Here is a 23,837-nt window from a genome sequence, read left to right on the forward strand (position 1 = left end):
GGATTAATGGAATGACCGACACCATCGACAGCCGCCTGCAAAATTTGGGTATAACTTTGCCAGAAGCTGCGGCACCAGCCGCAAACTACGTACCTTTCGCACAAACTGGTTCGCTGCTGCTGACTTCAGGTCAGCTTCCGCTGGAAAATGGCAAACTCGTTCATACCGGCCAGGTCGGTGATGTACTGACGGTTGCCCATGGTCAGGCTGCGGCACGCGCTTGCGCGGTCAACATTCTTGCACAGGCGAAAGCAGCGCTTGGCGACCTGCACAAGATCAAGCGTATCGTAAAAATTACCGTATTCGTTTCTTCGACCACCGATTTCGTGGAACAGCATCTGGTTGCCAACGGCGCATCTGACCTTCTCGTTGCTGTTCTCGGCGATGCAGGCAAGCATGCTCGTTCGGCTGTCGGCGTCGCAAGCTTGCCGCTTAATGCGCCAGTTGAAATCGAAGCCATTATCGAGGTTGCATAATGTCATCCCCGGAATGGCTCAAGAAGCAGCCGATTGCACATCGCGGCCTCCACGACCTCAACAATACGCGCTGGGAAAACACGCTTGCAGCTTTCGACGCAGCTGCAAAAGCAGGGTTTGCGATCGAGTGCGATGTGCACCTGACCAAAGACGGCAGCGTGATTGTGTTCCACGATGACGATCTTGAACGCCTCACAGGTCAGAAAGGTCGCATTAGCGATCTGACACTTGCGGAAGCAACAGCTCTGAAAATTGGCGGCACAAATGACCACGCGCCATCATTGCGGGAGATGCTTGATCTGGTTGCCGGTCGCGTGCCGGTCGTGATTGAGCTGAAAGGTATAGAAGGCCGCGATGACGGTCTTGTTGCAGCGGTTGCTAAAGACCTCGCCTCTTACGAAGGCGAAGCTGCAATCATGTCGTTCGACCATTATCTGGTCAGGCTTTTTCCAAGCGATGCTCCGGGAATTCCGGGCGGGCTCACTGCAGAAGGCACACAGATGAAGCACTTCGAAGCGCACTTCTCGATGCTCGCGCATCAGATTTCCTTCGTGTCCTATAATGTGCATCACCTGCCAAACCCGTTTGTCAGCTTTGTGCGCGAAAAGCTCGACCTTCCGGTCATCAGCTGGACAGTGCGCAATCCTGAAATGAAAACACATAGCGATCTGAACGTGGATCAGATCACCTTTGAGGGTTTTGATCCGCGCACTTTAGTCGCCTAGCAGGACACTTCGCCATGAATGACGACGAAAGGCAGACTGAACAAAGCTTCGCTCTCCGGGTTGTCGAAAGCGTTGGCGATTTTTCTGAAGACGAATGGAACCGCCTTGCCGGGACATCCCGGCAAGGCGGCTCCTATAATCCCTTCATTTCCCGCGCTTTTCTTCTGGCACTGGAACAATCAGGCTCTGTGTCACAACACGCTGGCTGGCTGCCGCACTATCTGCGTCTTGAAGATGACAAAGGTTTTCTTATTGGTGCGGTCCCCAATTACTTAAAAGGGCATAGCCAAGGCGAATATGTTTTCGATCATGGCTGGGCAGATGCCTTTGAGCGCGCGGGCGGACGTTACTACCCCAAGTTTCAGGCATCCATTCCGTTCACACCCGCAACCGGGCCACGTCTGCTTCATCATCGCGATTTTGAACCAGAGGCCATTCAGGTCGCGCTGGGAACCGGGTTACGTCAACTAACCGATCAGACAGGCGCTTCTTCTGCTCACGTTACATTCGCGCCTCAGACCGAGATTTCATCGCTCGAAGCAGCCGGATTTCTGCATCGAACCGATCAACAGTTTCATTTCATAAACAATGGCTTTTCAGAATATAATGATTTTCTGAATGAGCTTGTTTCCCGCAAACGAAAAGCGCTTAAAAAAGAACGTCGCGACGCGCTTTCAGAAGGTATTGAAATCGATTGGCTAACCGGCAAGGAGCTGACTGAATCGGTCTGGGATGACTTTTACGAATTCTATGTCGATACCGGCAATCGCAAGTGGGGACGCCCCTATCTCAACCGTAGTTTTTTCTCGCTGATTGGCGAGAGCATGGCCGACGACATTCTGCTCGTGATGGCAAAGCGTAATGGACGCTATATTGCAGGCGCGATCAATTTCATTGGCAGCGACACGCTATATGGTCGCCACTGGGGCTGCATCGAGGATCACCCATATCTGCATTTTGAGGTTTGCTATCATCAGGCAATTGATTTTGCGATTGATAGTAAACTGCGCGTTGTCGAAGCCGGAGCGCAAGGCGAACACAAACTTGCACGCGGCTATGTTCCGGTGACAACTCATTCCGCGCATTACATTGCGCACGAAGGTTTTCGCCGAGCCGTCAGTGATTACCTTGAGCGTGAACGCCGCGAGATCGATCAGATACATTCAGCACTGGAAGAGCACACGCCTTTCAGGCAAACGTAACGACTACTATAATTGACTAAACCGGAGAGACCAGCATGTCCGCCACCTATGATGACAACAACATCTTCGCAAAAATCCTGCGCGGCGAAATCCCATCCATCCGCGTCTATGAAAACGATGACGTTGTGGCTTTCATGGATGTCATGCCGCAAGCAAACGGCCATACACTGGTTGTTCCAAAAGCGCCGTCACGCAATCTACTGGATGCAAAGCCCGAAGCTCTGGCCGAGACAATCAAGGTCGTTCAGAAGATCGCAAATGCCGTGAAGACGGCCTTTGATGCCGATGGCATCACCGTCATTCAGTTCAATGAGCCTGCTGCCGGACAGACAGTTTACCACCTGCATTTCCACGTCATCCCGCGTTTTGAAGGCGTAGAACTGAAGCCTCATACGGGAAATATGGAAGACGCAGCCGTCCTTACAGCAAATGCTGAGAAAATACGCGCAGCACTTTGATAAGAGTGCGCTTTATAAGCTTAGAAGCCCTGTGACGAGCAGGGCTTCTGTCACTATGATGCCAACAAGCAAACGCTTTCCGGCAATGAGATAAGCAATAAAGCCCGCTGCTGCCGAGCCGACACGCAGCCACATGGGGGAGTTTGCAAGTTCCCCGTTCGGATAAAGTATAAGCTGCGCAATAACGCCCGCAACAAGTGCCGTCGCAACGCAGCGCACGAATACCAGAACTTCCGAATCTTCACGGACCCGCCCACCGACAATTACACCCATGACGCGGAAAAGATATGTTGGAAGCGCACCTGCAAGCAGGATGAAAAGAAGCGGCCACCACCAGTCTGAGTAACTATCCCAGTTCATTGGACGGGCTCCGTTGGCTTGCGCGCACGATGAACGGCGAATGCGATCACGCCACCAACAATTCCGGTCATGAGAAGATCATAGCCGGGTGCAAACTGGTGAAAGATCGGGAAAAGCACAATCCCGGACACCATGGCAATCTGCCCTGCCCGTTCACGCGCCGATCTCCAAAGCGACGTTAGAAAATACATCGGTGTGAGCATGAAAAGTGCTGCAAACACCACCGGCGGAAATGACGCCGACAGCGTATATACCAAAGCGACCACAAGCGCGTTCGTACCGACAAGCACTGTGCCAATACCTGCAAAATAGCTCGTTCGCATATTGCGCGGTACGTTGCGCAGCTCGTCCATCGCCATTACCCAGGCTGTCACCGCCACAAAATGGCAAAGGGCAGCAAGTGTCAGCTTACGTGTTTCAGGCCCTTTCAATTCAGGAAGAAGCGCCACCACCATCGGCATCAGACGCACAGAAGACAAGCCTACAGCCAAAGCAGCGGCTGGGATCGACGCTCCCGCACTGATTGCGCCGATCAACACCACTTTTGCAGGCAAAGCCCAGATGGTCAGTGTCATAAACACCGCTTGCCCAACTGTTATGCCGCTTTCAATTGCCAGCCCTGAAAAGCCGATGAACGAACTCATTAGCAAAATAGCGGGCACGCTCGCGATGCGGCTCGTACCACGGAAAAACCAAGCAAGATGGCTATTTTGTTCAGGCGATGATGAACCGGGAATGGTGGAGCGACTCGAAGACATGGTTGAGATTAGGCCATTTACACGGAAACTTGCACCATGAAAAAAGGCCCTTCGTGAGAAGGGCCTTTTGCAGTTGTTATTTCTTACGCGGCACTTTCGGTACCGAGGACTTCGTCGCGGAAGCCTTTGCGGCGGGTTTTGGTGCGGCCTCGTCCTTGCCAGCCAAAACCTTTTCCTTCTCGACCTTCTTCGGTGCTGCCTTCTTGCGCACGGGCTGCTTCTTTTCAGCCGGAATATCCTTCTTAGGAACAACCGTGGTGTCAGAAACAGTCTCAAGAGCAAGATCAGTCTTGCCGTCGTCCTTCGTGATCACATCGACCCGCACCGTACCGCCATGCTTGAGCTTGCCGAACAGCACTTCATTGGCCAGTGGCTTCTTGATGTGTTCCTGAATGACGCGAGCCAGCGGACGTGCGCCCATGCGCTCGTCGTAACCCTTGTCAGCAAGCCATGCGATGGCAGGCTCGGTCAACTCAAATGTCACGCCACGTTCAGCAAGCTGCGCTTCAAGCTGAAGCACGAACTTCTGCACGACCTGATGGATGACCGGAACTGGCAGCGGGCCGAATGGAACGATTGCATCGAGACGGTTGCGGAATTCCGGCGTGAACAGCCGGTTGATCGCTTCCATGTCGTCGCCTTCACGCCGTGTCGAACCAAAACCAATCGCCGCCCTTGCCATGTCGGAAGCACCGGCATTGGTGGTCATGATCAAGATCACATTGCGGAAATCGATCTTCTTGCCGTTGTGATCAGTGAGCGAGCCATGATCCATAACCTGCAACAGAATGTTGTAGAGATCTGGATGCGCCTTTTCGATTTCATCGAGCAACAACACACAATGCGGATGCTGATCGACTCCATCGGTCAGAAGACCGCCCTGATCGAAGCCAACATAGCCGGGAGGTGCACCGATCAAACGCGATACGGTGTGACGCTCCATATATTCCGACATGTCGAAACGAAGCAGTTCGACACCCAGCGACGAAGCAAGCTGCTTGGCAACTTCCGTCTTACCGACACCAGTTGGACCTGAGAACAGATAGGAGCCGATTGGCTTATCTGCTTCACGAAGACCAGCACGCGCGAGTTTGATTGCTGACGAAAGCGCTTCAATCGCCAGATCCTGACCATAGACGACACGCTTAAGCTCGGCATCAAGATGTGCGAGCACCTGCTCGTCATCCTTCGAAACAGACTTAGGCGGAATCCGTGCCATTGTGGCAATCGTTGCTTCGATTTCTTTGACGCCAATCGTCTTCTTGCGCTTGTTCTGCGGAAGAAGCATCTGACTTGCGCCCGTTTCATCGATCACGTCGATCGCTTTGTCAGGCAATTTGCGGTCAGAGATATAGCGTGCCGAAAGCTCCACAGCCGACTTGATAGCATCAACCGTATATTTGACCTTATGGAAGTCTTCAAAATACGGCTTCAGCCCCTTCATGATCTCAATCGCATCCGGGATCGATGGCTCATTAACATCGATCTTCTGGAAACGACGCACCAGTGCGCGGTCCTTTTCGAAGAACTGACGATATTCCTTATAGGTCGTCGAACCGATGCAACGGATCGCACCCGAAGACAGAGCAGGCTTCAACAGGTTCGATGCATCCATCGCGCCGCCGGAAGTCGCTCCGGCACCGATGACTGTGTGAATTTCGTCGATGAACAGAACCGCGCCCGGATATTCTTCGAGCTCTTTAACAACCTGCTTCAAGCGCTCTTCAAAATCACCGCGATAGCGTGTTCCAGCGAGCAGCGTACCCATATCAAGCGAGAAGATCGTGGCGTCAGCAAGCGCTTCCGGCACATCGCCTTCAACGATACGCTTTGCAAGACCTTCGGCAATCGCGGTTTTACCAACGCCAGGATCGCCCACATAAAGCGGGTTATTCTTGGAACGGCGGCAAAGAACCTGAATGGTCCGGCTGACTTCACTATCGCGACCAATCAGTGGATCGATGCGGCCTGATTTGGCTTTATCGTTCAGATTGACGCAATAGGCGGTCAGGGCATCTTGCTTTTTCTTCGCGCTTTCTTCCGGTTCTACGCTTGTGCGCTCTTCGCTCGCACTTTCAGCACCGCGCGGGGTGCGTGGTTCGCTGCCCTGCGTGCGCTTGGAAATGCCGTGCGAAATATAGTTCACAGCATCATAACGCGTCATCTGCTGCTCTTGCAGGAAGTAGGCAGCATGGCTTTCGCGTTCAGCGAAAATAGCCACCAGCACATTTGCGCCGGTCACTTCTTCGCGGTTTGACGACTGAACATGGATGACAGCGCGCTGGATCACGCGCTGGAAAGCCGCCGTCGGCTTGGAATCCTCGTCGTAGCCGGTGACAAGGTTGTCCAGTTCACGGTCAATATAATCGGTAACGATCTTTTTAAGATGCTCAAGATCGACGTTACAAGCGCGCATCACTGCGCCCGCATCCTGATCGTCGATCAGGGCAAGTAAAAGATGTTCGAGCGTGGCATATTCGTGATGCCGCTCGTTCGCGATGGTAAGCGCTTGATGCAGCGCCCTTTCAAGGCTGGGAGAAAACGATGGCATATGACCTCACTTTTTCTCCATTACACATTGTAATGGATGCTGGTTTTGGCGGGCAAAATCCATGACCTGACTAACCTTGGTTTCGGCAACCTCGTATGTGAATACGCCGCACTCACCGACACCATGATTATGGACATGCAACATGATACGCGTCGCGTCGTCCATGTCTTTTTGGAAAAAACGTTGCAGGACATGAATGACAAACTCCATAGGAGTATAGTCATCATTGAGAAGCAGAACACGATAGAGACTTGGCTTCTTGGTTTTGGTCTGCGTGCGCGTGACCACAACGGTCCCATTATCTGGTCCGTTCCCGCCGTTTGCTTTGCTTTGCATGACTGGATTTAAATGCCGCATGTAACCTATCACCCGATGCCCAACTCTATGGCCTGCTTGCCCTTTTATGTAGGGCGTCATGCGATGATTTTAAGCCCTTCCTTGCCACTTGCAACCGAGACTTCTTGCAAGGTGCCGCATTGGCACAATTATCTTGGCCAGTTTGCATCAATAATGAAAATTTGAACGCCCGGCGCAGAAGGCTTTGCTCACCGAATTGCGTATTTGTTGCGCACAACTTCACAGCTTGCCCATCAACTTTTTTTTAGAAATTATAAATAATGCGGTTACCATAAACGGATTGGTAACGCTGATGACAGTAAGGTTCCCGAATTAGATTGCTGTGTGCCCTTTGTGCCGCAGCTAAAAAAAACCGGGATACAGGCAGGTCATTATCGTGCGTATAGCATTCAGTAACGTAGCATATGCCTTGAAAAGAGCGGCGCAAGCCACCCTTCTTCTAGCTGTTGTAACAGGCTGCTCTACGGCCTCGACGACCGTTCCAGCTGTCGCCAATGACAGATATGCCGCCATTGTTGTCGATGCGAACACGGGTAAAACCCTGTTTGCCTCAAGCGCAGATGCAAAACGCTATCCGGCGTCGCTGACAAAGATGATGACCATCTACATGCTACTTGAAGCAGTGCAGACCGGCCGCATCAACAAAGACACGCGTATTCCAGTTTCAGCCTATGCAGCGGCTCGCCCGCCGACAAAAATCGGGTTCAAAAAAGGCCAGACCATTCGCGTTGAAGATGCAATTCTTGCGATGGTGACAAAGTCCGCCAACGACGTTGCAGCAGCATCCGGCGAATTCCTCGGCGGTTCAGAAGAGCGTTTTGCCCAGATGATGACGGCAAAAGCGCGTCGCCTTGGCATGAGCAACACCACATTCCGCAACGCCTCCGGCCTTCCAAACATGCAGCAGGTGACTACTGCGCGTGATATGGCGATTCTCAGCATCGCCCTTCGTCAGCATTTCCCGCGCGACTTCGCTTATTTCTCGCGCAGCAGCTTTGACTATCGCGGTCAAACCATTCGCGGTCACAACCGTCTTCTTGGCCGTATTGAAGGCGTTGACGGAATCAAGACCGGTTATACCAATGCATCCGGTTACAACCTTGCTTCATCAGTCAATCTTGATGGTCGTCGTATCGTAGCAGTCGTTATGGGCGGCAACACTGGCGCAAGCCGCGATGCGCATATGGCACAGCTTATCAAGCAATATCTGCCAGCAGCAACGCGTGGCCGTGCATCTGAGCCTCTCATTGCGATGCGTAGTGAAGTGCCGCAGGTCGTAGCCTCTGCCGCATTGCCAAAGGCACGCAACGCGCCTGTTCCAGTCGCCCGTCAGGTCGTCGCCGTTGAAGACGTGATCAACAATGAAACTGGTGAAGGTGACAATGAGCAGCCACAGGTACTGGCGCTTGCAGCTCCTACCCAGCGTCCCGCAGCAATGGCCGCGCAGGCAGCAGTTCGCCCAACGCCAAAGGCAGCTGTTCCTTCCGCACCAGTGCCACATGAAATTGATCCAGTAACGACAGCGTCTGCACCTGCATCTGGTGGCTGGGCTATTCAGGTCGGATCGCTACCAAGCGAAGGTCAGGCCCGCGATATGCTGACCAAGGTTTCGTCGTCGGTTGGCGCGCCGCTGCGTTCGGCATCGCCATATACCGAGACTTTTGTGAAGGGTAACGCGACTTTCTACCGTGCCCGTTTTGTCGGCTTTAATTCAAAACAAGCCGCATGGGATGCATGTGCATCGCTGAAAAAGAAGAACTTTGGCTGCTACGCAGTCGCAAACTAACAAACGTGGGAGAGTTCGCTTTCCCGCATAGCTTTAAACCCGAAATTTGTATTGCGTAGAGGGTTTCGAGATGTCGAATATGAACGAGACACTGACACAACATGCTTTGGCACCCAACCTGTGGACAGATGAGGCACACCGCCCGTCCACACTCGGGTCGCTGTTTTCAGTACAAGCCTTGAAGCAGGCCGCACTTCGTATTGCTGACGTGCGCCATGGCAAGGCGTTTCATACGCGCGATCTGGTAGGCGTGCTGGTCAGCCACGCCGCCCGCAATCGCCGCATGGTTAAGCCGCGCACAATGATGCGCATGACGTTACCCGTTACGGCTGATAAGGTTTCGGTACGTCTCACAATCGAAAACTGATTTAAAAAAATTTCATCAAAAAAGCCTGCCGGTTCGGCAGGCTTTTTTATTTGCTCACAGCAAACCCAAGGCCGCTAGTTCTTGTCGCAATTCGGAAGGCAAAGCAGCCCTTCCCGATTTGCCTGCAGCTTCATCGAGCGGAACTTCATTTTCATTAAGATAGCGCCACCCCTGAAAAGCACGACGTGGCTGCCAATCCGTCGGATGAATTTTTGGCTCCAGCACCAGATGGCAACGATTGATGCCCTGCTCATCCGTAAACGGTCGTATATCCAGAAAACGCTGTCGACATTGCACATTGCCTTTGATCACCCAATAGAGTGAGCCACCGTCGAGCAATTCATCGGCACGCTTGGGAACCATACGTGTCGTATGAAACTGTTCCGGGACCAGTCCAGCAGCACGTTGTTCCGCCAGCCGAAAATCGATCCAGGCTGCGAGATCTTCGATACTGTCGCAACCGACGCAAAGTTTTACGAGATTGAGTGCCATGGCGATGATTTAGCCAAGCCGAATGCAGTCTTCAAGTCATAAGAATTTTATCTTCAGCAGGCGACCACATTCACGGCCAAACCGCCCTGACTGGTTTCCTTGTAGCGCTCGCTCATATCGTGTCCGGTCTGACGCATGGTTTCGATACAGGCATCGAGCGGCACGAAATGCTGACCATCGCCCTTAACTGCAAGCGAGGCAGCGGTGACGGCCTTAACCGCACCCAGCGCATTGCGTTCAATACATGGCACCTGCACAAGACCGGCAACTGGATCGCATGTCATGCCAAGATGATGCTCAAGTGCTATTTCAGCAGCATTTTCGATCTGCTCAGGTGTACCGCCCATAACAGCAGCGAGACCCGCTGCCGCCATAGCAGAAGCCGAACCGACCTCACCCTGACAACCAACTTCCGCGCCTGAAATCGAAGCATTATGCTTGATCACACCGCCAATTGCGGCAGAGGTGAGCAGAAAATCACGAATACCCTTTGCATCTGCATCATCATGGAAATGCAGATAATAGCGCAAAACCGCAGGCACGACGCCAGCCGCACCATTGGTTGGGGCAGTCACAACACGTCCACCGGAGGCATTCTCTTCATTGACCGCCATTGCATAAACAGACAGCCAGTCATTTGCTAGCAGCGGGTTGACCTTGTTGTTACGCCAGTCGTCTTCAAGCCGTTCAAAAAGCTGACGCGCACGGCGACGCACTTTCAGGCCACCCGGCATAATACCATCGCGGCTCAAACCACGCTCAATACAGCCACGCATCGCGCCCCAAATGCGGTCCAGCCCTTCATCGAGATCAAGGCATGACATATGGCACTCTTCGTTGGCGCGTTTCATATCGGCAATAGAGAGGCCGCTTTTATTCGCCATGGTGAGCATTTCAGCCGCATTGTTGAACGGATAAGGCACATCAGCCTTTTCCTCACGCTGGCCACCGCTGGTCTGCACGCGGCTTAATTCCTCGGCTGTAACAACGAAGCCGCCACCAATCGAGAAATAAACGCGACGCAGCAACAACCGATCACTTTTATCGTAAGCTTCAAACGCCATGCCATTGGCGTGGCCCGGCAATGGCGTCTTACGATCCAAAACCAGATCGGTTTTCGGATCAAATTGATAAGCAGGATGACCAGCGGGCTGCACGGTTTTTGCGCGAGAAACCTTTTCGACTTCGCTATCCATAATATCAGGATCGATCGAATCGGGCGTGAAGCCACAAAGGCCGAGAATCACTGCGCGATCTGTGGCATGCCCTATGCCGGTATAGGCCAGCGAGCCATGGAGGCTGGCTTTCAGTCGATATACTTTGGCATTGGCAGGTTTTGGCCAATCGCCACCGATCAGTTCTTTAAGGAACATATGTGCGGCAGTCATCGGGCCCATCGTATGTGAACTCGAAGGACCAATGCCAATTTTATAAAGATCGAATACCGACAGAAACATTCTACACCTATCCAACCCAAAACGGGCTGCGCAATTCCACATGCCAACCACGCAAAGCAGGCAGCAAAATGATATTACACCATATAGATAGTTTAAGTGCGGAACAACGCAAACCGATTGCCGAAATGCGGCATTAAGTTTCCGCTTTACGCATCCTTCTCGGCATCAGACCGAGAAGAGGTAAGCCATAAGAATGATTGTAGCGAGGCCAACGACTGCCCAGAGCGTAACGCCCCAGCAGGATTTTTGAACGGTTTCGTCCATGGAGATTTTTTACAACCTTGTTGTGCAACTCTTGCAAGCAGCGTCCTTCACAACGCTGTTACCTGAGATATAGCCCTGACACATATGAAACGCAACTGTGAAAAATGGCAGAAATACGGCGCGTAAATCCACCCCATCGCAGCACGTTTCAAAAATCCATTTAGTATCAAAACGTTAACAAGGCGTATGTTTAACAAAAGCTTTAAAGTCACGGCAGAATTGGGGCATCAGGGTTGTGGAAGGAGCATATCTGTCTTGCCCGTCAACCAGTAAGCGGTAAGGCCAACCCATTCACGCATGGCTACGCTAAAGCGTGACAGACCTTCATTGGGCGATTCAAAGTAAAGTGAGAAATTCTGTTTGGCTGGCGTTTTGTAATCTACCGGCCAGGCAACGACATCGAATCCGGCCTTACGGAAGCAGCCGATTGATCGCGGCATATGATAGGCTGAGGTGACAAGCAGCCATGTCTCACCAGGCTTCGGTTGAGCCAGCTCTTTCGAAAACTCGGCATTTTCAACGGTGTTGCGCGACTTATTCTCAAAAATGAAACGATCGCCGGAAAAGCCTAAATCAGCAAGCATCATGCGCGTGCTCTCAGCTTCGGGTACAGCTTCTTCAAAAAAAGCACCATCACCACCGGACACAATCACTTTTGCGTCTGGGTAAAGCTTAGCAAGCCGCATGGTTTCAAAGATGCGATCTGCGGCGCTATTTAACTCAAACCCCGGCCTTCCCGCATTAATATCGCCATTCATATAGCCACCAAGCACCACAATCCCATCCACATGGGACGGCAGTTCTGCCTGCTTCGGAAAGCGATCCTCCAGCGGCACGAGAAGCAAGCTTCCAAGTGTTGTATATGCACTGAAAAACAGAACAATCGCGGCGCTTATCGTCGCCGCAAGACCGAGCTTTCGGAAGCCGGTCCATACCAATATGAGTGCGAGCAGCAGAAATACAAAGATGATCGTCAGCGGCTGGAAAAACAGCCAGAAAAGTTTCGAAACACTGAAAAACAAACTGATCTCCAACAAACGCTGCTGATTTCAAACGGGTCGGACGAATCCGGTTCTTCGACATACTATAGCCATTGAATGGCTTGTGATAAGAATCTTCGCGACTCTCACTGTCAAAGCCCGGGACGCATTATGCAGAGCAATGCCGAAATCAAACTGACGTCATCAAGCCGCCCACGTCTCGAACGTATCGATATAGCGCGCGGTTTGGCGCTGGTTGCGATGGCGATTTATCATTTCGGCTGGGATCTCGAGTTTTTCGGCTACATGGCAGCGGGAACTACCGGACACGGCGGCTGGAAGCTCTTTGCACGCTGCATTGCGTCAAGCTTCCTGTTTCTGGTCGGTTTCAGTCTGGTTCTGGCGCATGGCCGCGCTATTCGCTGGAACGCAGTCAGAAAACGCTTTCTACAGATAGCCGCTGCCGCTGCTGCGATTTCCGCCGTCACCTATTACATGTCGCCGGATAACTTCATCTTCTTTGGCATTCTGCACCAGATCGCACTGGCGAGCTTGCTCGGGCTCTTATTCCTGCGCGTCCCGCCAGTGATAACGCTGATCGTGGCAGCATTCGTCATCACCGCGCCGCTATATGTACAGGCCGATTTTTTCAATCAGATGTGGCTTGCATGGGTTGGGCTTTCAACAATCCCGCCACGTTCAAACGACTATGTGCCGCTTTTTCCGTGGTTTGGTGCGGTGCTCATTGGCATTGCAACAGCCCGCATCTTTGAGCGGTTCAACTGGCTATCAACACTCGCAGGCGGCATTCAACCGCATCTGCTGCAAAAGCCATTAACCTTCATTGGTCGCCACAGCCTCGCATTCTATCTGATCCACCAACCTGTGCTGATCGCGCTCGTTTATTGCTTTGCGCAAATCTCGCCGCCCGACCAGCGCCCCGTCTTTACACAATCCTGCGTCGCATCATGCCTGCCAAGTGGCAGCGAAGCGCTGTGCAATGCATTCTGCGGCTGCGTGGTCAGTGAGCTTGATAAAGCGAAACTTTTTGATGATGTCTTTAGCGGCAAGGCTGATCAAAACAACAACAGTACGGTTCAGCAAATCGCGCAGATGTGCTCACCCGTACCGGATAATCAATAAAAATCAGGTAGAAACGCCGAGTTCTGCAAGACGTTCGATGCAAGCTTCTTCCACCTGATCAAGCTCGGTGAGCGTCTCGTCAATATCCCGGCGCTTCTGACGAAGATCGGCACGCTTTTCTTCCACGCGCTTCATCAAGAGCTTGAGCTGCCCGGTCTCACCGGGCGGCTCACGATACATCTGCACGATCTCATGGATTTCGGCGATTGAGAAACCAAGGCGCTTGCCACGCATGATTTGCTTGAGAAGATGCCTGTCAGAAGGCCTGAACAAGCGTGTGCGACCACGCCTTACAGGCGCAATCAAACCCTCATCCTCGTAGAAACGCAAAGTCCGGGTAGAAATCCCGAATTCCCGTGTCAGCTCTGTGATCGTATAATATTCGCGCACAACTATATCCCGGCCTTGCAGTATGCAGGCGATTGTTGTGCAGCCGGACTTACGTAAAAGTCAATATTAAACCGTCACAATTAGTCATAATGATTATAAGTTGCAGGTACATTTGGTGATGCACTTGCCATTATCATGCCGCTCATGCGTTATAAAATGATAACAGTATCAATAATTGACAGCGATTCATGCGGCGCTCCATTAAATTTACGATCATCGGACTGGTCATTATTGCACTTGGCGGTGCTGCACCTTTTGCGATTGAGCCCATTGTCAAAAAGATCGGCGAAGGATCAATCCGCCAACTCGCAAAAGACGGTAATTTCTGCACAACAGATAATTGCGAAGAAGGCATGACCTATGCGATTGGCTTTTTAGAAACCAATTACGGCCTCTCTCCAGACAATGTGAAATGGTGCATGGGCGTCGATGTTATCGCAAATTATGAATTGCCATTTGGCAATGCACTCAAAAAGTCGATAACCGACCAGATGTATTCTCGGTGTGGCGATCCGGCTCAGGATGAACCTGTCGGCAATTATACGGCAGAATAAAAGGCCATACCGAATGACACGACTTTTTCGCCTTGCCGCATGGCTGGTACTGGCTCTCATCCTTATCGTGACCATCAGCCCGATTCAGTTTCGTCCCATAACGGGTGAACCCGCCGATCTTGAACGCTTTGCAGCCTTCTTCCTCGTGGGCTTTCTATTCGCACTTGCTTATCCCCGCCATTGGATCGCTGTGCTGCTGCTCACGATCGGATGCGCCGGCATGTTTGAACTGCTGCAACGGCTGGCACCCGGACGGCATGGCGAGTTTGCCGATTTTGTCTTCAAAGCGGTCGGCGCAATGGCTGGCGTATGCATCGGGCGCGGCCTCAGCTTACTTCCCATCTTTACAGAAAAATCGAAATAAAAACTTTTCCTCCAACGGAACCAAAAGGTTGCATGATCGTTTTATGTTCATCAATTCCAATGGAGGTTTGAAATGGCCGATAACAAGACAGCTAATGACGTTCAGCAGGCTTTGGAACAGCAGGTTGCTGATTTGCGCGGTGAGCTGAAGCGCCTGTCTAAGTCTTTGGCTTCCCGCTCGAACGATTTGCGCGATAGTGCAGAAGATGCATTCGATGATGCTTCGGGTCGTTTTCGTCATGCAGCACAGGTTGTTCGCGAACGCGGACAGGCCGTCGCCGAAACGGTAAAAGAAAATCCCGGCACAGCGACCACGCTGTTTGGCACGGCTGGTCTTATCGGCATTGCAATTGGCGTGGCAATTGGCTGCGTATTGTCCGACCGCCGCTAAACACTATTCGTTTTACGCAAAAGCCCGCGCCCTCCCAGCGCGGGCTTTTTCTATGGGGTTTACCAGCCATGCCAAGACTGCTACTCGGAGCCATTGGCAATCTGCCACCGGTCGCAGCCTACCCGGTTAAAACAAGGACAAGCGCTTTATCTTTAAGCGTTAAGACTGCACCGTGGCTTTAAGTAAAGGCACGTAAATGTCTGAAAAGACGATATATTCTGATCTTAAGCAGCTCGGTTCAAACACCGCTGCCCCGCAGTCTCCTGAAGAAGCAATTCTCGAACGAGTTGCAAACCCGCAAGCAGGAACGCCTTACTGCGTTCGCTTCACCGCACCGGAGTTCACTTCACTTTGCCCTATGACCGGACAGCCGGATTTCGCGCATCTGATGATTGATTATGTGCCGGGCAAGTGGCTGGTTGAAAGCAAGTCACTCAAGCTGTTCCTGTTTTCATTCCGCAATCATGGCGCATTCCATGAGGACTGCACCGTCACTATCGCTAAGCGGCTTGTTGAACTGCTAGAGCCAGAATGGTTGCGCATTGGCGGCTATTGGTATCCGCGCGGCGGCATTCCGATTGATGTATTCTACCAGACTGGCGAAACACCGAAAAATGTCTGGATTCCTGAACAGTCTGTACCCAATTATCGCGGTCGCGGCTAATCGCAAAAACCTGTATCTATTGCCGCACAAATCACATTGCCTATATCCGAACCAGACACCCAACAGGAAACCCAGATGAATAAAGTTGTCCTACTTATGTCGCTGGCAGTTCTTTCGGGCTGCGGAGCAGGCAAAGCGGCGATGGATGCAGGCAAAGGCTTTGACCGATTTGGCTGCATGTCCCGCAATATGAAGGGCGAAACGCCGTGCCCTTCGCCAGACAATCCGAACCAGACCCCATAAACAAAGCGAGCCGCCATGACCATTCAACCAAAAGACGTCCTTGATTTCTGGTTTTCAGCAAAAATGCGCGAAAACTGGTTCACCAAGAGCGATGAAATCGATGCGGAAATTCGCGAAAAGTTTCTGGCAGCCTATGAAGATGCGCGTGCCGACAAATTTGAAGACTGGAAGCAACAGCCAGAAACCGCACTCGCGCTGACGATTCTGTTTGACCAGTTTCCGCGCAACATGTTCCGCGGTTCGCCACGCTCATTTGAAAGCGATGGCCTTGCTCGTGATGTGGCGACACGGGCGCTGGACCACGATTTTGATCGCAATCTTTCTGCTGATGAGCGCCAGTTCTTCTATCTGCCTTTCATGCACAGCGAAGATCTGAGCGATCAGAAGCGCTGCCTCGATCTTTATGAAAAGCTCGGCAACGAGTTTTCACTGGGTTTTGCCCGCCAGCACCACGATATTGTTGAGCGTTTTGGTCGTTTCCCGCACCGCAACAAGGTTCTGAGCCGCGAAACAACAGCGGAAGAAGCCGAATTTCTCAAAGAGCATTCCGGATTTTAATTTTTAAAGAAGTTTATATGGCAGGATTCCACGGCGGTCGTGATCGACCGCCAGCCTGCTTTTCAGCGGTGGCACGGCACGCTGAACACATTCCGCCCGCTCGCAAATTCGGCAGGAAACGCCAATCGGATCGAATGCCGAGCGTGTGGCAATGTCCAACCCATCCGCATAGACAAAATCCTGCGCATGCGTGACTTCACAGCCCAGAGCAATGGCATAGCGGCGCTGCGGCGCGTGAAAGCCGCCCTCACTCTTGGTCAGTTCGGTTGCAACGCAGAGATAACGCGCCCCATCCGGTGTCTCGGCAAGCTGGCGGATAATCCGCCCCGGCGTCTCAAACGCCTGATGCACATTCCACAACGGACAAGCAGCACCATAACGCGCAAATTGCAGCTTGGCGGCACTGTGCCGCTTAGTGATATTCCCGGCACGATCAATACGTGCAAAAAATACCGGCACACCGCGCTGACCAGAGCGTTGCAATGTACTCAGACGATGCGCGACCTGCTCCAGACTGGCTCCAAAGCGCGATGCCAGCAATTCCAGATCATGCCGCAGCTCTTTGGCAGCCGACAGAAACGTCTGATAGGGCAAGACCAGCGCACCAGCGAAATAATTGCGTAGGCCGATTTTGCAAATCTCGACTGCCTCGGCTGAGCGAAAATCAGCACGTTTTGCTATTGCGGTGACAAGCTCTTCCATTTCCAATTCGGCAATCTGAAACGCAATCTGGAAATTGCGCGTCGAGGCTGGCGAATAGGGATTGAGATAAAGCACCCGGGCAACGGGATCGAATCGCCGCAAAATGGCTTCATCGGGATCAGCGCGTGCTACACGGACACGATAACGCTCTTCCATATATTGCGGCAGTGCCACGCCGATGTCGCGAAATGGAATCCTCAACTCGTCTGCAAGTTTTTCTGCAGCGATATCAAGCTCGTGCACGTAATTATCGATAAAATGGAAAAAATCGCGCACCTCTTCATAAGGCGCAGGTTCTGCCACTGACGGCGCACGACCAAGCTGGTGATCAAGGCTCGCGAGCTGCTCACTGTTACGTCGATAAGCCTGATGACAGGCAATCAGCGCATGAGCCAGCCCAGGCGCATTCTGCGTGATCAGCTTTAATTCCTGCAAATTCGGCTTGTAATTATCGAACACCGGATCGGCCAACGCTTCCGATACAGCCGATAACAACCGATCATCATCGCCCAGCGAAATGGCACCAATATCAATCTGATAATTTTCTGCCAGTGCCAGCAGCACAGCGGCAGATACAGGCCGCTGATTGTTTTCAATTTGATTGAGATAACTCGTTGAAATACCTAAGCGTTCAGCAAAACCAGACTGGGTTGCCTTGTGCTGCTCGCGTATGTCGCGGATCTTCCTGCCAACATAGAGTTTTTTGGGTGCCATAACAGGGTGCCATATTTGCAAATTTGCATTTCGCTATTTGCAAATTTATAAATTACACAATCGCACCTTTTCAAGCTTTCAGAATGCGGCATACTGGCTCTAAGCATTGAGACAATAATTCCGTAATTTCTTAGCTTTCCAAGGTCATAGCGAATGCAGGAACTTCTCGAACAGCTTGAAGCCCGTCGTGCCGAAGCCCGTCTTGGCGGCGGACAGAAGCGCATCGATGCGCAACACGGCAAAGGCAAGCTCACCGCCCGCGAAAGATTAGACGTGCTTCTCGACGAAGGATCGTTCGAAGAGTTTGATATGTATGTCACCCACCGCTGTACTGACTTCGGCATGGAAAAGCAGAAGATCGCGGGCGATGGCGTGGTGACAGGTTGGGGCACCATCAATGGCCGTCAGGTCTATGTGTTCAGTCAGGACTTTACCGTTCTTGGTGGCTCGCTTTCTGAAACGCACGCACAGAAAATCTGCAAGATCATGGATATGGCCTTGCAGAATGGCGCTCCAGTCATTGGGCTGAATGATTCTGGCGGCGCACGCATTCAGGAAGGCGTGGCGTCCCTTGCAGGCTATGCCGATGTTTTCAAACGCAACGCCGATGCATCGGGCGTCATTCCGCAGATTTCTGTTATCATGGGCCCATGTGCGGGTGGCGCGGTCTATTCACCAGCTATGACCGATTTCATCTTCATGGTGCGCGACAGTTCCTACATGTTCGTAACTGGCCCTGATGTGGTGAAAACCGTCACCAACGAAATCGTCACGGCAGAAGAATTAGGCGGCGCATCGACCCATACAAAAAAATCATCCGTTGCAGATGGCGCTTACGAAAACGATATCGAAACGCTTGAACAGGTTCGCATGCTTTTCGACTTTCTGCCGCTGAACAATCGCGAGAAAGCGCCGACCCGTCCGTTCCATGATGACCCGGCTCGCCTTGAAATGCGCCTTGATACGCTGATCCCAGACAGCGCCAACAAACCTTACGACATGAAAGAACTGATTCTCGCTCTGGCGGATGAAGGCGACTTCTTTGAAATTCAGGAAGCTTTTGCCAAAAACATCATCACCGGCTTCATCCGCATGGAAGGGCAGACGATCGGTGTCGTCGCCAATCAGCCGATGGTGCTCGCAGGTTGTCTCGATATTGATTCATCGCGCAAGGCCGCACGCTTTGTTCGCTTCTGCGACGCATTCAGCATTCCGATCCTGACACTGGTTGATGTTCCGGGCTTTCTACCGGGTACCGCACAGGAATATGGCGGCGTGATCAAACACGGTGCCAAGCTGCTCTTCGCCTATTCACAAGCCACCGTCCCGATGGTGACGCTCATCACACGCAAAGCTTATGGCGGCGCTTATGACGTGATGGCATCAAAACATATCGGCGCGGATATGAATTATGCGTGGCCGACAGCGGAAATCGCAGTGATGGGAGCCAAGGGAGCCACCGAAATCCTGTACCGCTCGGAGCTAGGCGACGCGGAAAAAATCGCCGCCCGTACCAAAGAATATGAAGAGCGCTTCGCCAATCCATTCGTTGCTGCCGAACGCGGCTTCATTGATGAAGTAATCATGCCGCATTCTTCCCGCCGCCGTATCGCCCGTGCGTTCTCTGCGCTTCGTAACAAAAGCCAGAACACGCCATGGAAGAAACACGACACCATTCCGCTGTAAGATTGCTACGGGTACGATAGAGATGATCAAAAAAATCCTCATTGCCAATCGCGGCGAAATCGCATGCCGGGTTATCAAAACGGCGAAGAAAATGGGCATTGCGACGGTCGCAGTCTATTCGGACGCAGACCGCAATGCGCTGCATGTCAAAATGGCCGACGAGGCAATCCATATCGGACCAGCGCCCTCAAACCAGTCTTATATCGTCATCGACAAAATTCTCGCGGCAATCAAAGCGACTGGCGCAGATGCGGTGCATCCGGGCTATGGCTTTTTATCAGAGAACCCACGCTTTGCCGAAGCGCTGAAAGCTGCCAATGTGACCTTCATCGGCCCGCCAGTGAACGCTATTGAAGCAATGGGCGACAAGATCACTTCCAAAAAATTGGCAAGCGAAGCCGGTGTCTCTACTGTTCCCGGCCATATGGGGTTGATTGAAGACGCGGAAGAAGCCGTGCAAATCGCGCGCAAGGTCGGCTATCCAGTAATGATCAAAGCTTCCGCAGGCGGCGGCGGCAAAGGCATGCGTATTGCATGGAATGATGACGAAGCCCGCGAAGGCTTCCAGCTTTCACGCAACGAGGCGAAATCCTCCTTCGGCGATGACCGTATATTCATCGAAAAATTCGTCACCCAGCCGCGCCATATCGAAATTCAGGTTCTGGGCGATCAGCACGGCAATGTCATTTATCTTGGCGAGCGCGAATGCTCCATTCAGCGCCGCAACCAGAAAGTGATTGAAGAAGCGCCCTCGCCGTTTCTGGATGAAGCAACCCGCAAGGCGATGGGCGAACAGGCGGTCGCACTCAGCAAAGCGGTTGGCTATTTCTCCGCAGGCACCGTCGAATTCATCGTCGATGGAGATCGCAACTTCTATTTCCTGGAAATGAACACACGGTTGCAGGTCGAGCATCCAGTGACCGAACTCATAACTGGCATTGATCTGGTCGAGGAAATGATCCGCGTCGCGTCTGGCGAAAAGCTGCGACTTAGCCAAGCCGACGTGAAACTCAACGGCTGGGCTATTGAAAGCCGCCTTTATGCCGAAGACCCTTATCGCAATTTCCTGCCTTCCATTGGCAGACTGACTCGCTATCGCCCACCCGTCGAGGGACGTAATGCAAACGGCACTGTCATTCGTAATGACACCGGCGTCTTTGAGGGCGGTGAAATTTCCATGTATTATGATCCCATGATTGCAAAACTATGCAGTTGGGGACCGGATCGCACCAGCGCAATTATTGCCATGAGCGGCGCACTTGATGCATTTGAAGTCGAAGGCATCGGCCACAATCTGCCTTTTCTTTCAGCCGTTATGGAGCATCCACGTTTTCGTGCTGGCGCACTGACAACGGCTTTCATCGCAGAAGAATATCCAGATGGATTTGCGGGCGTTTCCGTTTCGGAAGATGATGCGCATGTACTCGCCACCGTCGCCGCCCAAATCAACATGGTTGTCGAACAACGCAACGCGCAAATTTCTGGTCGTATTTCGTCACAAGCACAGTCCGTTGCGACTGAATGGGTAGTGACGCTTGGCGGCCACTGCCTGCCGATCAAAATCTCAGAAGGCGAAGGCGGCACCGTCATCAGCTTTCCCGATGGTAAAAGCCTGCCTGTTGCCAGCGACTGGCATCCCGGCAAACAGCTTGCCTCTTTCACCGTTGACGGCAAGGCAATAGCCATGAAGGTTTTGCGTTCAGGGACGGGCTGGCGACTGCGCTGGCGCGGGATCGATACAATCGCCCATATCCGCAAACCACGTGTGGCGGAACTTGCAAAGCTTATGCCGGTAAAACTGCCGCCGGACACATCAAAAATGCTGCTCTGTCCGATGCCCGGCGTGATTACATCTGTTCTCGTCAAAGATGGTGATACGGTCGAAGCCGGTCAGCCACTGGCAACCGTAGAAGCCATGAAAATGGAAAACGTACTGCGCGCCGAACGCCGTTCAACGGTTAAGCGCATCGCTGCGGAAGAAGGTGCAAGCCTTGCCGTTGATGAGCTTATCATGGAATTTGTGTGAGGACCGATATGAGCGAGCGCCCCACAAAACAGGATTGGTCGAAACTGGCCGAAAAGGAACTGAAGCGCCCTGCAGATAGCCTTGTCTGGCACACACCGGAAGGCATTGACGTAAAGCCGCTTTACACGGCTGATGATTTGACTCCAATCGAGCATCTCGACACCCTGCCCGGCTTTGAACCGTTTCTGCGTGGCCCGCGTGCCACCATGTATGCAGGACGTCCGTGGACCATCCGCCAATATGCGGGCTTTTCGACTGCCGAAGCATCGAACAACTTCTACCGCAAGGCACTCGCAGCTGGCCAGCAGGGCGTATCGGTTGCTTTTGATCTTGCGACGCATCGCGGCTATGACAGCGATCATCCGCGCGTTGAAGGCGATGTGGGTAAGGCAGGTGTGGCGATTGATTCAGTTGAGGACATGAAAATCCTCTTTGATGGCATCCCGCTTGAAAAGATTTCCGTCTCCATGACGATGAACGGCGCTGTCATCCCGATCCTCGCCAATTTTATCGTCGCGGGTGAAGAACAGGGCGTTTCGCGCGATCTGCTGTCCGGCACCATTCAGAACGATATTCTGAAAGAGTTCATGGTCCGCAACACCTATATCTATCCGCCGGAACCGAGCATGCGGATCATTGCGGACATCATTGCATATACCGCAACGGAAATGCCGAAATTCAATTCGATTTCCATCTCCGGCTATCACATGCAGGAAGCCGGTGCCACGCTGGTACAGGAACTGGCCTTCACGCTGGCCGATGGGCGCGAATATGTGCGAGCGGCGCTCAACAAAGGCCTGAATGTCGATGAGTTTGCAGGGCGTTTGTCGTTCTTCTTCGCCATTGGCATGAACTTTTTCATGGAAATCGCCAAGCTGCGCGCAGCCCGCCTGCTCTGGTCGCGCATCATGAAGGAATTTGACCCGAAAAAGCCGGGATCGCTGATGCTACGCACGCACTGCCAGACATCGGGCGTGTCATTGCAGGAGCAAGACCCTTACAACAACATCGTGCGCACAGCTTTTGAGGCTATGTCGGCAGCGCTGGGCGGCACGCAATCGCTGCATACCAATTCTTTTGACGAAGCCATTGCTTTGCCGACAGAATTTTCTGCGCGCATTGCCCGCAACACACAGCTTATTCTGCAAAATGAAACCGGCGTTACTAAAGTCGTCGATCCACTTGCAGGTTCCTACTACATTGAAAGTCTGACCAACGAGCTGGCCGAAAAAGCTTGGGCGCTGATTGAAGAAGTGGAAGGCTTAGGCGGCATGACCAAGGCCGTTGAAAGCGGCTTGCCAAAGCGCCTGATCGAAGAAGCAGCCACCCGAAGGCAGGCCGCAGTCGATAAGGGCGAAGAAGTGATTGTCGGCGTCAACAAGTTTCGTCTCGAACAGGAAGACAATATCGACATTCTCGAAATCGATAACACCGCCGTGCGCAAATCGCAGATCGCGCGGCTCAACCGCATCAAAGAAACCCGCAACAAAGCTAAAGTCGAAGCAGCACTTTCAGAACTTGAAAAGGTCGCGAAGACTGGTGAAGGCAATATTCTCGCAGCAGCTGTCGAGGCCTCGCGCGCACGCGCAACAGTTGGTGAAATTTCAGATGCGATGCGCAAAGCATTTGGTGATCATGCTGCGGTGCCCAAGGTTGTCAAAGACGTCTATGGTGCGGCTTACGAGAATGAACCGGAATATTTGACGCTTGTGGAGCGACTTGAAGAATTTTCCAAGCACACAGGCGACAAGCCTCGTCTGATGGTGGCAAAGCTCGGTCAGGATGGGCATGACCGCGGCGCAAAGATTATTGCCTCCGCCTTTGGCGATATTGGCTTTGAGGTGCTGGCTGGCCCGTTATTCCAAACGCCCGATGAAGCAGCTGACATGGCAATCAAGGCAAAGGTGCATGTGCTGGGCGTGTCATCGCTGGCAGCCGGGCACAAGACACTGCTTCCGCAGCTTGTCGAAACACTTCGCAAAAAAGGCGCCGAAAATATCATCGTCGTTTGTGGCGGTGTGGTTCCGCGTCAAGACTACCAGTATTTGTTTGACCATGGTGTCTCGGCAGTCTTCGGTCCCGGAACAAACGTGCTTGATTGCGCGCGCGCAGTGCTTGATCTCATGGAAGGCAAGCGTCGTAATCTCTGAATAATATCAGCAAGATATAA

General features: G+C 52.5%; 25 protein-coding genes. 16 read left to right on the forward strand and 9 right to left on the reverse strand.

The window, feature by feature from the left end; all coding sequences use genetic code 11:
• Nucleotides 1-11 precede the first annotated feature (11 nt).
• Genes WH356_RS03740 through WH356_RS03755 form a run of 4 tightly spaced genes read left to right on the forward strand, consistent with a single transcriptional unit; the run spans nt 12 to nt 2,861 of the window.
• On the forward strand, nt 12-476 hold the full coding sequence (locus WH356_RS03740) for a RidA family protein (RefSeq protein WP_339508847.1): 465 nt from the start codon (nt 12-14) through the stop codon (nt 474-476).
• The gene (locus tag WH356_RS03745; protein WP_339508848.1) at nt 476-1,201 is read left to right on the forward strand and encodes a glycerophosphodiester phosphodiesterase; all 726 of its coding nucleotides are present in this window, start codon (nt 476-478) and stop codon (nt 1,199-1,201) included. The genes WH356_RS03740 and WH356_RS03745 overlap by 1 nt, the downstream gene beginning before the upstream one ends.
• 14 nt (nt 1,202-1,215) lie before the next feature.
• Nucleotides 1,216-2,403, forward strand: coding sequence for a GNAT family N-acetyltransferase (locus WH356_RS03750; RefSeq protein ID WP_339508849.1), 1,188 nt, complete (start codon nt 1,216-1,218; stop codon nt 2,401-2,403).
• A gap of 35 nt (nt 2,404-2,438) precedes the next feature.
• Nucleotides 2,439-2,861, forward strand: a complete 423-nt coding sequence (locus tag WH356_RS03755) for an HIT family protein (protein WP_339508850.1) — start codon at nt 2,439-2,441, stop codon at nt 2,859-2,861.
• Between the two features lie 12 nt (nt 2,862-2,873).
• Here the strand turns inward: WH356_RS03755 and WH356_RS03760 are convergent, their stop codons facing one another.
• The 4 genes from WH356_RS03760 to clpS all read right to left on the reverse strand — a co-directional run bounded on the left by WH356_RS03760 (nt 2,874) and on the right by clpS (nt 6,887).
• Complete coding sequence (locus WH356_RS03760) at nt 2,874-3,221, reverse strand: AzlD domain-containing protein (RefSeq protein WP_339508851.1); 348 nt, start codon at nt 3,219-3,221, stop codon at nt 2,874-2,876.
• Nucleotides 3,218-3,979 (reverse strand): AzlC family ABC transporter permease, encoded by a 762-nt coding sequence (locus tag WH356_RS03765; RefSeq protein ID WP_339508852.1) that lies wholly within the window; start codon nt 3,977-3,979, stop codon nt 3,218-3,220. The genes WH356_RS03760 and WH356_RS03765 overlap by 4 nt, the downstream gene beginning before the upstream one ends.
• 76 nt (nt 3,980-4,055) lie before the next feature.
• On the reverse strand, nt 4,056-6,530 hold the full coding sequence (gene clpA, locus WH356_RS03770; protein WP_339508853.1) for an ATP-dependent Clp protease ATP-binding subunit ClpA: 2,475 nt from the start codon (nt 6,528-6,530) through the stop codon (nt 4,056-4,058).
• 6 nt (nt 6,531-6,536) lie between these two features.
• Nucleotides 6,537-6,887, reverse strand: a complete 351-nt coding sequence (gene clpS, locus WH356_RS03775; RefSeq protein WP_250040925.1) for an ATP-dependent Clp protease adapter ClpS — start codon at nt 6,885-6,887, stop codon at nt 6,537-6,539.
• Between the two features lie 376 nt (nt 6,888-7,263).
• On the opposite strand from clpS, the gene WH356_RS03780 reads away from it, so the two are divergent.
• Complete coding sequence (locus tag WH356_RS03780; protein ID WP_339508854.1) at nt 7,264-8,673, forward strand: D-alanyl-D-alanine carboxypeptidase; 1,410 nt, start codon at nt 7,264-7,266, stop codon at nt 8,671-8,673.
• A 70-nt stretch (nt 8,674-8,743) separates the two neighbouring features.
• A complete protein-coding gene (locus tag WH356_RS03785; RefSeq protein ID WP_339508855.1) occupies nt 8,744-9,040 on the forward strand; it encodes a hypothetical protein in 297 nt (98 codons plus the stop codon).
• 54 nt (nt 9,041-9,094) lie between these two features.
• On the opposite strand, the gene WH356_RS03790 is transcribed toward WH356_RS03785, so the two are convergent.
• The 3 genes from WH356_RS03790 to WH356_RS03800 form a co-directional block, all read right to left on the reverse strand.
• Nucleotides 9,095-9,532, reverse strand: a complete 438-nt coding sequence (locus WH356_RS03790; RefSeq protein WP_339508856.1) for a DUF1489 family protein — start codon at nt 9,530-9,532, stop codon at nt 9,095-9,097.
• A 53-nt stretch (nt 9,533-9,585) separates the two neighbouring features.
• Nucleotides 9,586-10,989 (reverse strand): L-serine ammonia-lyase, encoded by a 1,404-nt coding sequence (locus WH356_RS03795; protein WP_339508857.1) that lies wholly within the window; start codon nt 10,987-10,989, stop codon nt 9,586-9,588.
• Nucleotides 10,990-11,480: 491 nt separating this feature from the next.
• On the reverse strand, nt 11,481-12,275 hold the full coding sequence (locus WH356_RS03800) for a YdcF family protein (protein ID WP_339508858.1): 795 nt from the start codon (nt 12,273-12,275) through the stop codon (nt 11,481-11,483).
• A gap of 129 nt (nt 12,276-12,404) precedes the next feature.
• Between WH356_RS03800 and WH356_RS03805 the strand changes: the two genes are divergently transcribed.
• Nucleotides 12,405-13,376: a DUF1624 domain-containing protein gene (locus tag WH356_RS03805; RefSeq protein WP_339508859.1), complete on the forward strand. Its 972-nt coding sequence runs from the start codon at nt 12,405-12,407 to the stop codon at nt 13,374-13,376.
• A gap of 3 nt (nt 13,377-13,379) precedes the next feature.
• On the opposite strand, the gene WH356_RS03810 is transcribed toward WH356_RS03805, so the two are convergent.
• Nucleotides 13,380-13,766: a MerR family transcriptional regulator gene (locus WH356_RS03810; RefSeq protein WP_094507367.1), complete on the reverse strand. Its 387-nt coding sequence runs from the start codon at nt 13,764-13,766 to the stop codon at nt 13,380-13,382.
• Between the two features lie 188 nt (nt 13,767-13,954).
• Here WH356_RS03810 and WH356_RS03815 point away from each other — a divergent pair, with 188 nt between their 5' ends.
• The 6 genes from WH356_RS03815 (at nt 13,955) to WH356_RS03840 (ending at nt 16,539) form a co-directional block, all read left to right on the forward strand.
• The gene (locus WH356_RS03815; protein WP_339508860.1) at nt 13,955-14,320 is read left to right on the forward strand and encodes a hypothetical protein; all 366 of its coding nucleotides are present in this window, start codon (nt 13,955-13,957) and stop codon (nt 14,318-14,320) included.
• Nucleotides 14,321-14,333: 13 nt separating this feature from the next.
• Nucleotides 14,334-14,684: a VanZ family protein gene (locus WH356_RS03820; RefSeq protein ID WP_339508861.1), complete on the forward strand. Its 351-nt coding sequence runs from the start codon at nt 14,334-14,336 to the stop codon at nt 14,682-14,684.
• 72 nt (nt 14,685-14,756) lie between these two features.
• Nucleotides 14,757-15,074, forward strand: coding sequence for a DUF883 family protein (locus tag WH356_RS03825; protein ID WP_250040939.1), 318 nt, complete (start codon nt 14,757-14,759; stop codon nt 15,072-15,074).
• Nucleotides 15,075-15,270: 196 nt separating this feature from the next.
• Nucleotides 15,271-15,738, forward strand: coding sequence for a preQ(1) synthase (queF, locus tag WH356_RS03830; RefSeq protein WP_339508862.1), 468 nt, complete (start codon nt 15,271-15,273; stop codon nt 15,736-15,738).
• 75 nt (nt 15,739-15,813) lie between these two features.
• Nucleotides 15,814-15,981, forward strand: coding sequence for a hypothetical protein (locus WH356_RS03835; protein WP_339508863.1), 168 nt, complete (start codon nt 15,814-15,816; stop codon nt 15,979-15,981).
• A 15-nt stretch (nt 15,982-15,996) separates the two neighbouring features.
• On the forward strand, nt 15,997-16,539 hold the full coding sequence (locus WH356_RS03840; RefSeq protein WP_339508864.1) for a DUF924 family protein: 543 nt from the start codon (nt 15,997-15,999) through the stop codon (nt 16,537-16,539).
• Between the two features lie 3 nt (nt 16,540-16,542).
• On the opposite strand, the gene WH356_RS03845 is transcribed toward WH356_RS03840, so the two are convergent.
• On the reverse strand, nt 16,543-17,955 hold the full coding sequence (locus WH356_RS03845; RefSeq protein WP_339508865.1) for a helix-turn-helix domain-containing protein: 1,413 nt from the start codon (nt 17,953-17,955) through the stop codon (nt 16,543-16,545).
• A 153-nt stretch (nt 17,956-18,108) separates the two neighbouring features.
• Between WH356_RS03845 and WH356_RS03850 the strand changes: the two genes are divergently transcribed.
• The 3 genes from WH356_RS03850 to scpA are packed head-to-tail and all read left to right on the forward strand — an operon-like array spanning nt 18,109 to nt 23,817.
• The gene (locus WH356_RS03850; RefSeq protein ID WP_339508866.1) at nt 18,109-19,641 is read left to right on the forward strand and encodes an acyl-CoA carboxylase subunit beta; all 1,533 of its coding nucleotides are present in this window, start codon (nt 18,109-18,111) and stop codon (nt 19,639-19,641) included.
• Between the two features lie 22 nt (nt 19,642-19,663).
• Nucleotides 19,664-21,667 carry an acetyl/propionyl/methylcrotonyl-CoA carboxylase subunit alpha gene (locus WH356_RS03855; RefSeq protein ID WP_339508867.1) on the forward strand — a complete coding sequence of 668 codons (2,004 nt, stop codon included), beginning with the start codon at nt 19,664-19,666 and terminating at the stop codon, nt 21,665-21,667.
• Nucleotides 21,668-21,675: 8 nt separating this feature from the next.
• Nucleotides 21,676-23,817, forward strand: a complete 2,142-nt coding sequence (gene scpA / locus WH356_RS03860) for a methylmalonyl-CoA mutase (RefSeq protein WP_339508868.1) — start codon at nt 21,676-21,678, stop codon at nt 23,815-23,817.
• Nucleotides 23,818-23,837 lie beyond the last annotated feature (20 nt).

The organism is Ochrobactrum sp. MYb379 (genome assembly GCF_037479515.1).
GTDB lineage: Bacteria > Pseudomonadota > Alphaproteobacteria > Rhizobiales > Rhizobiaceae > Brucella.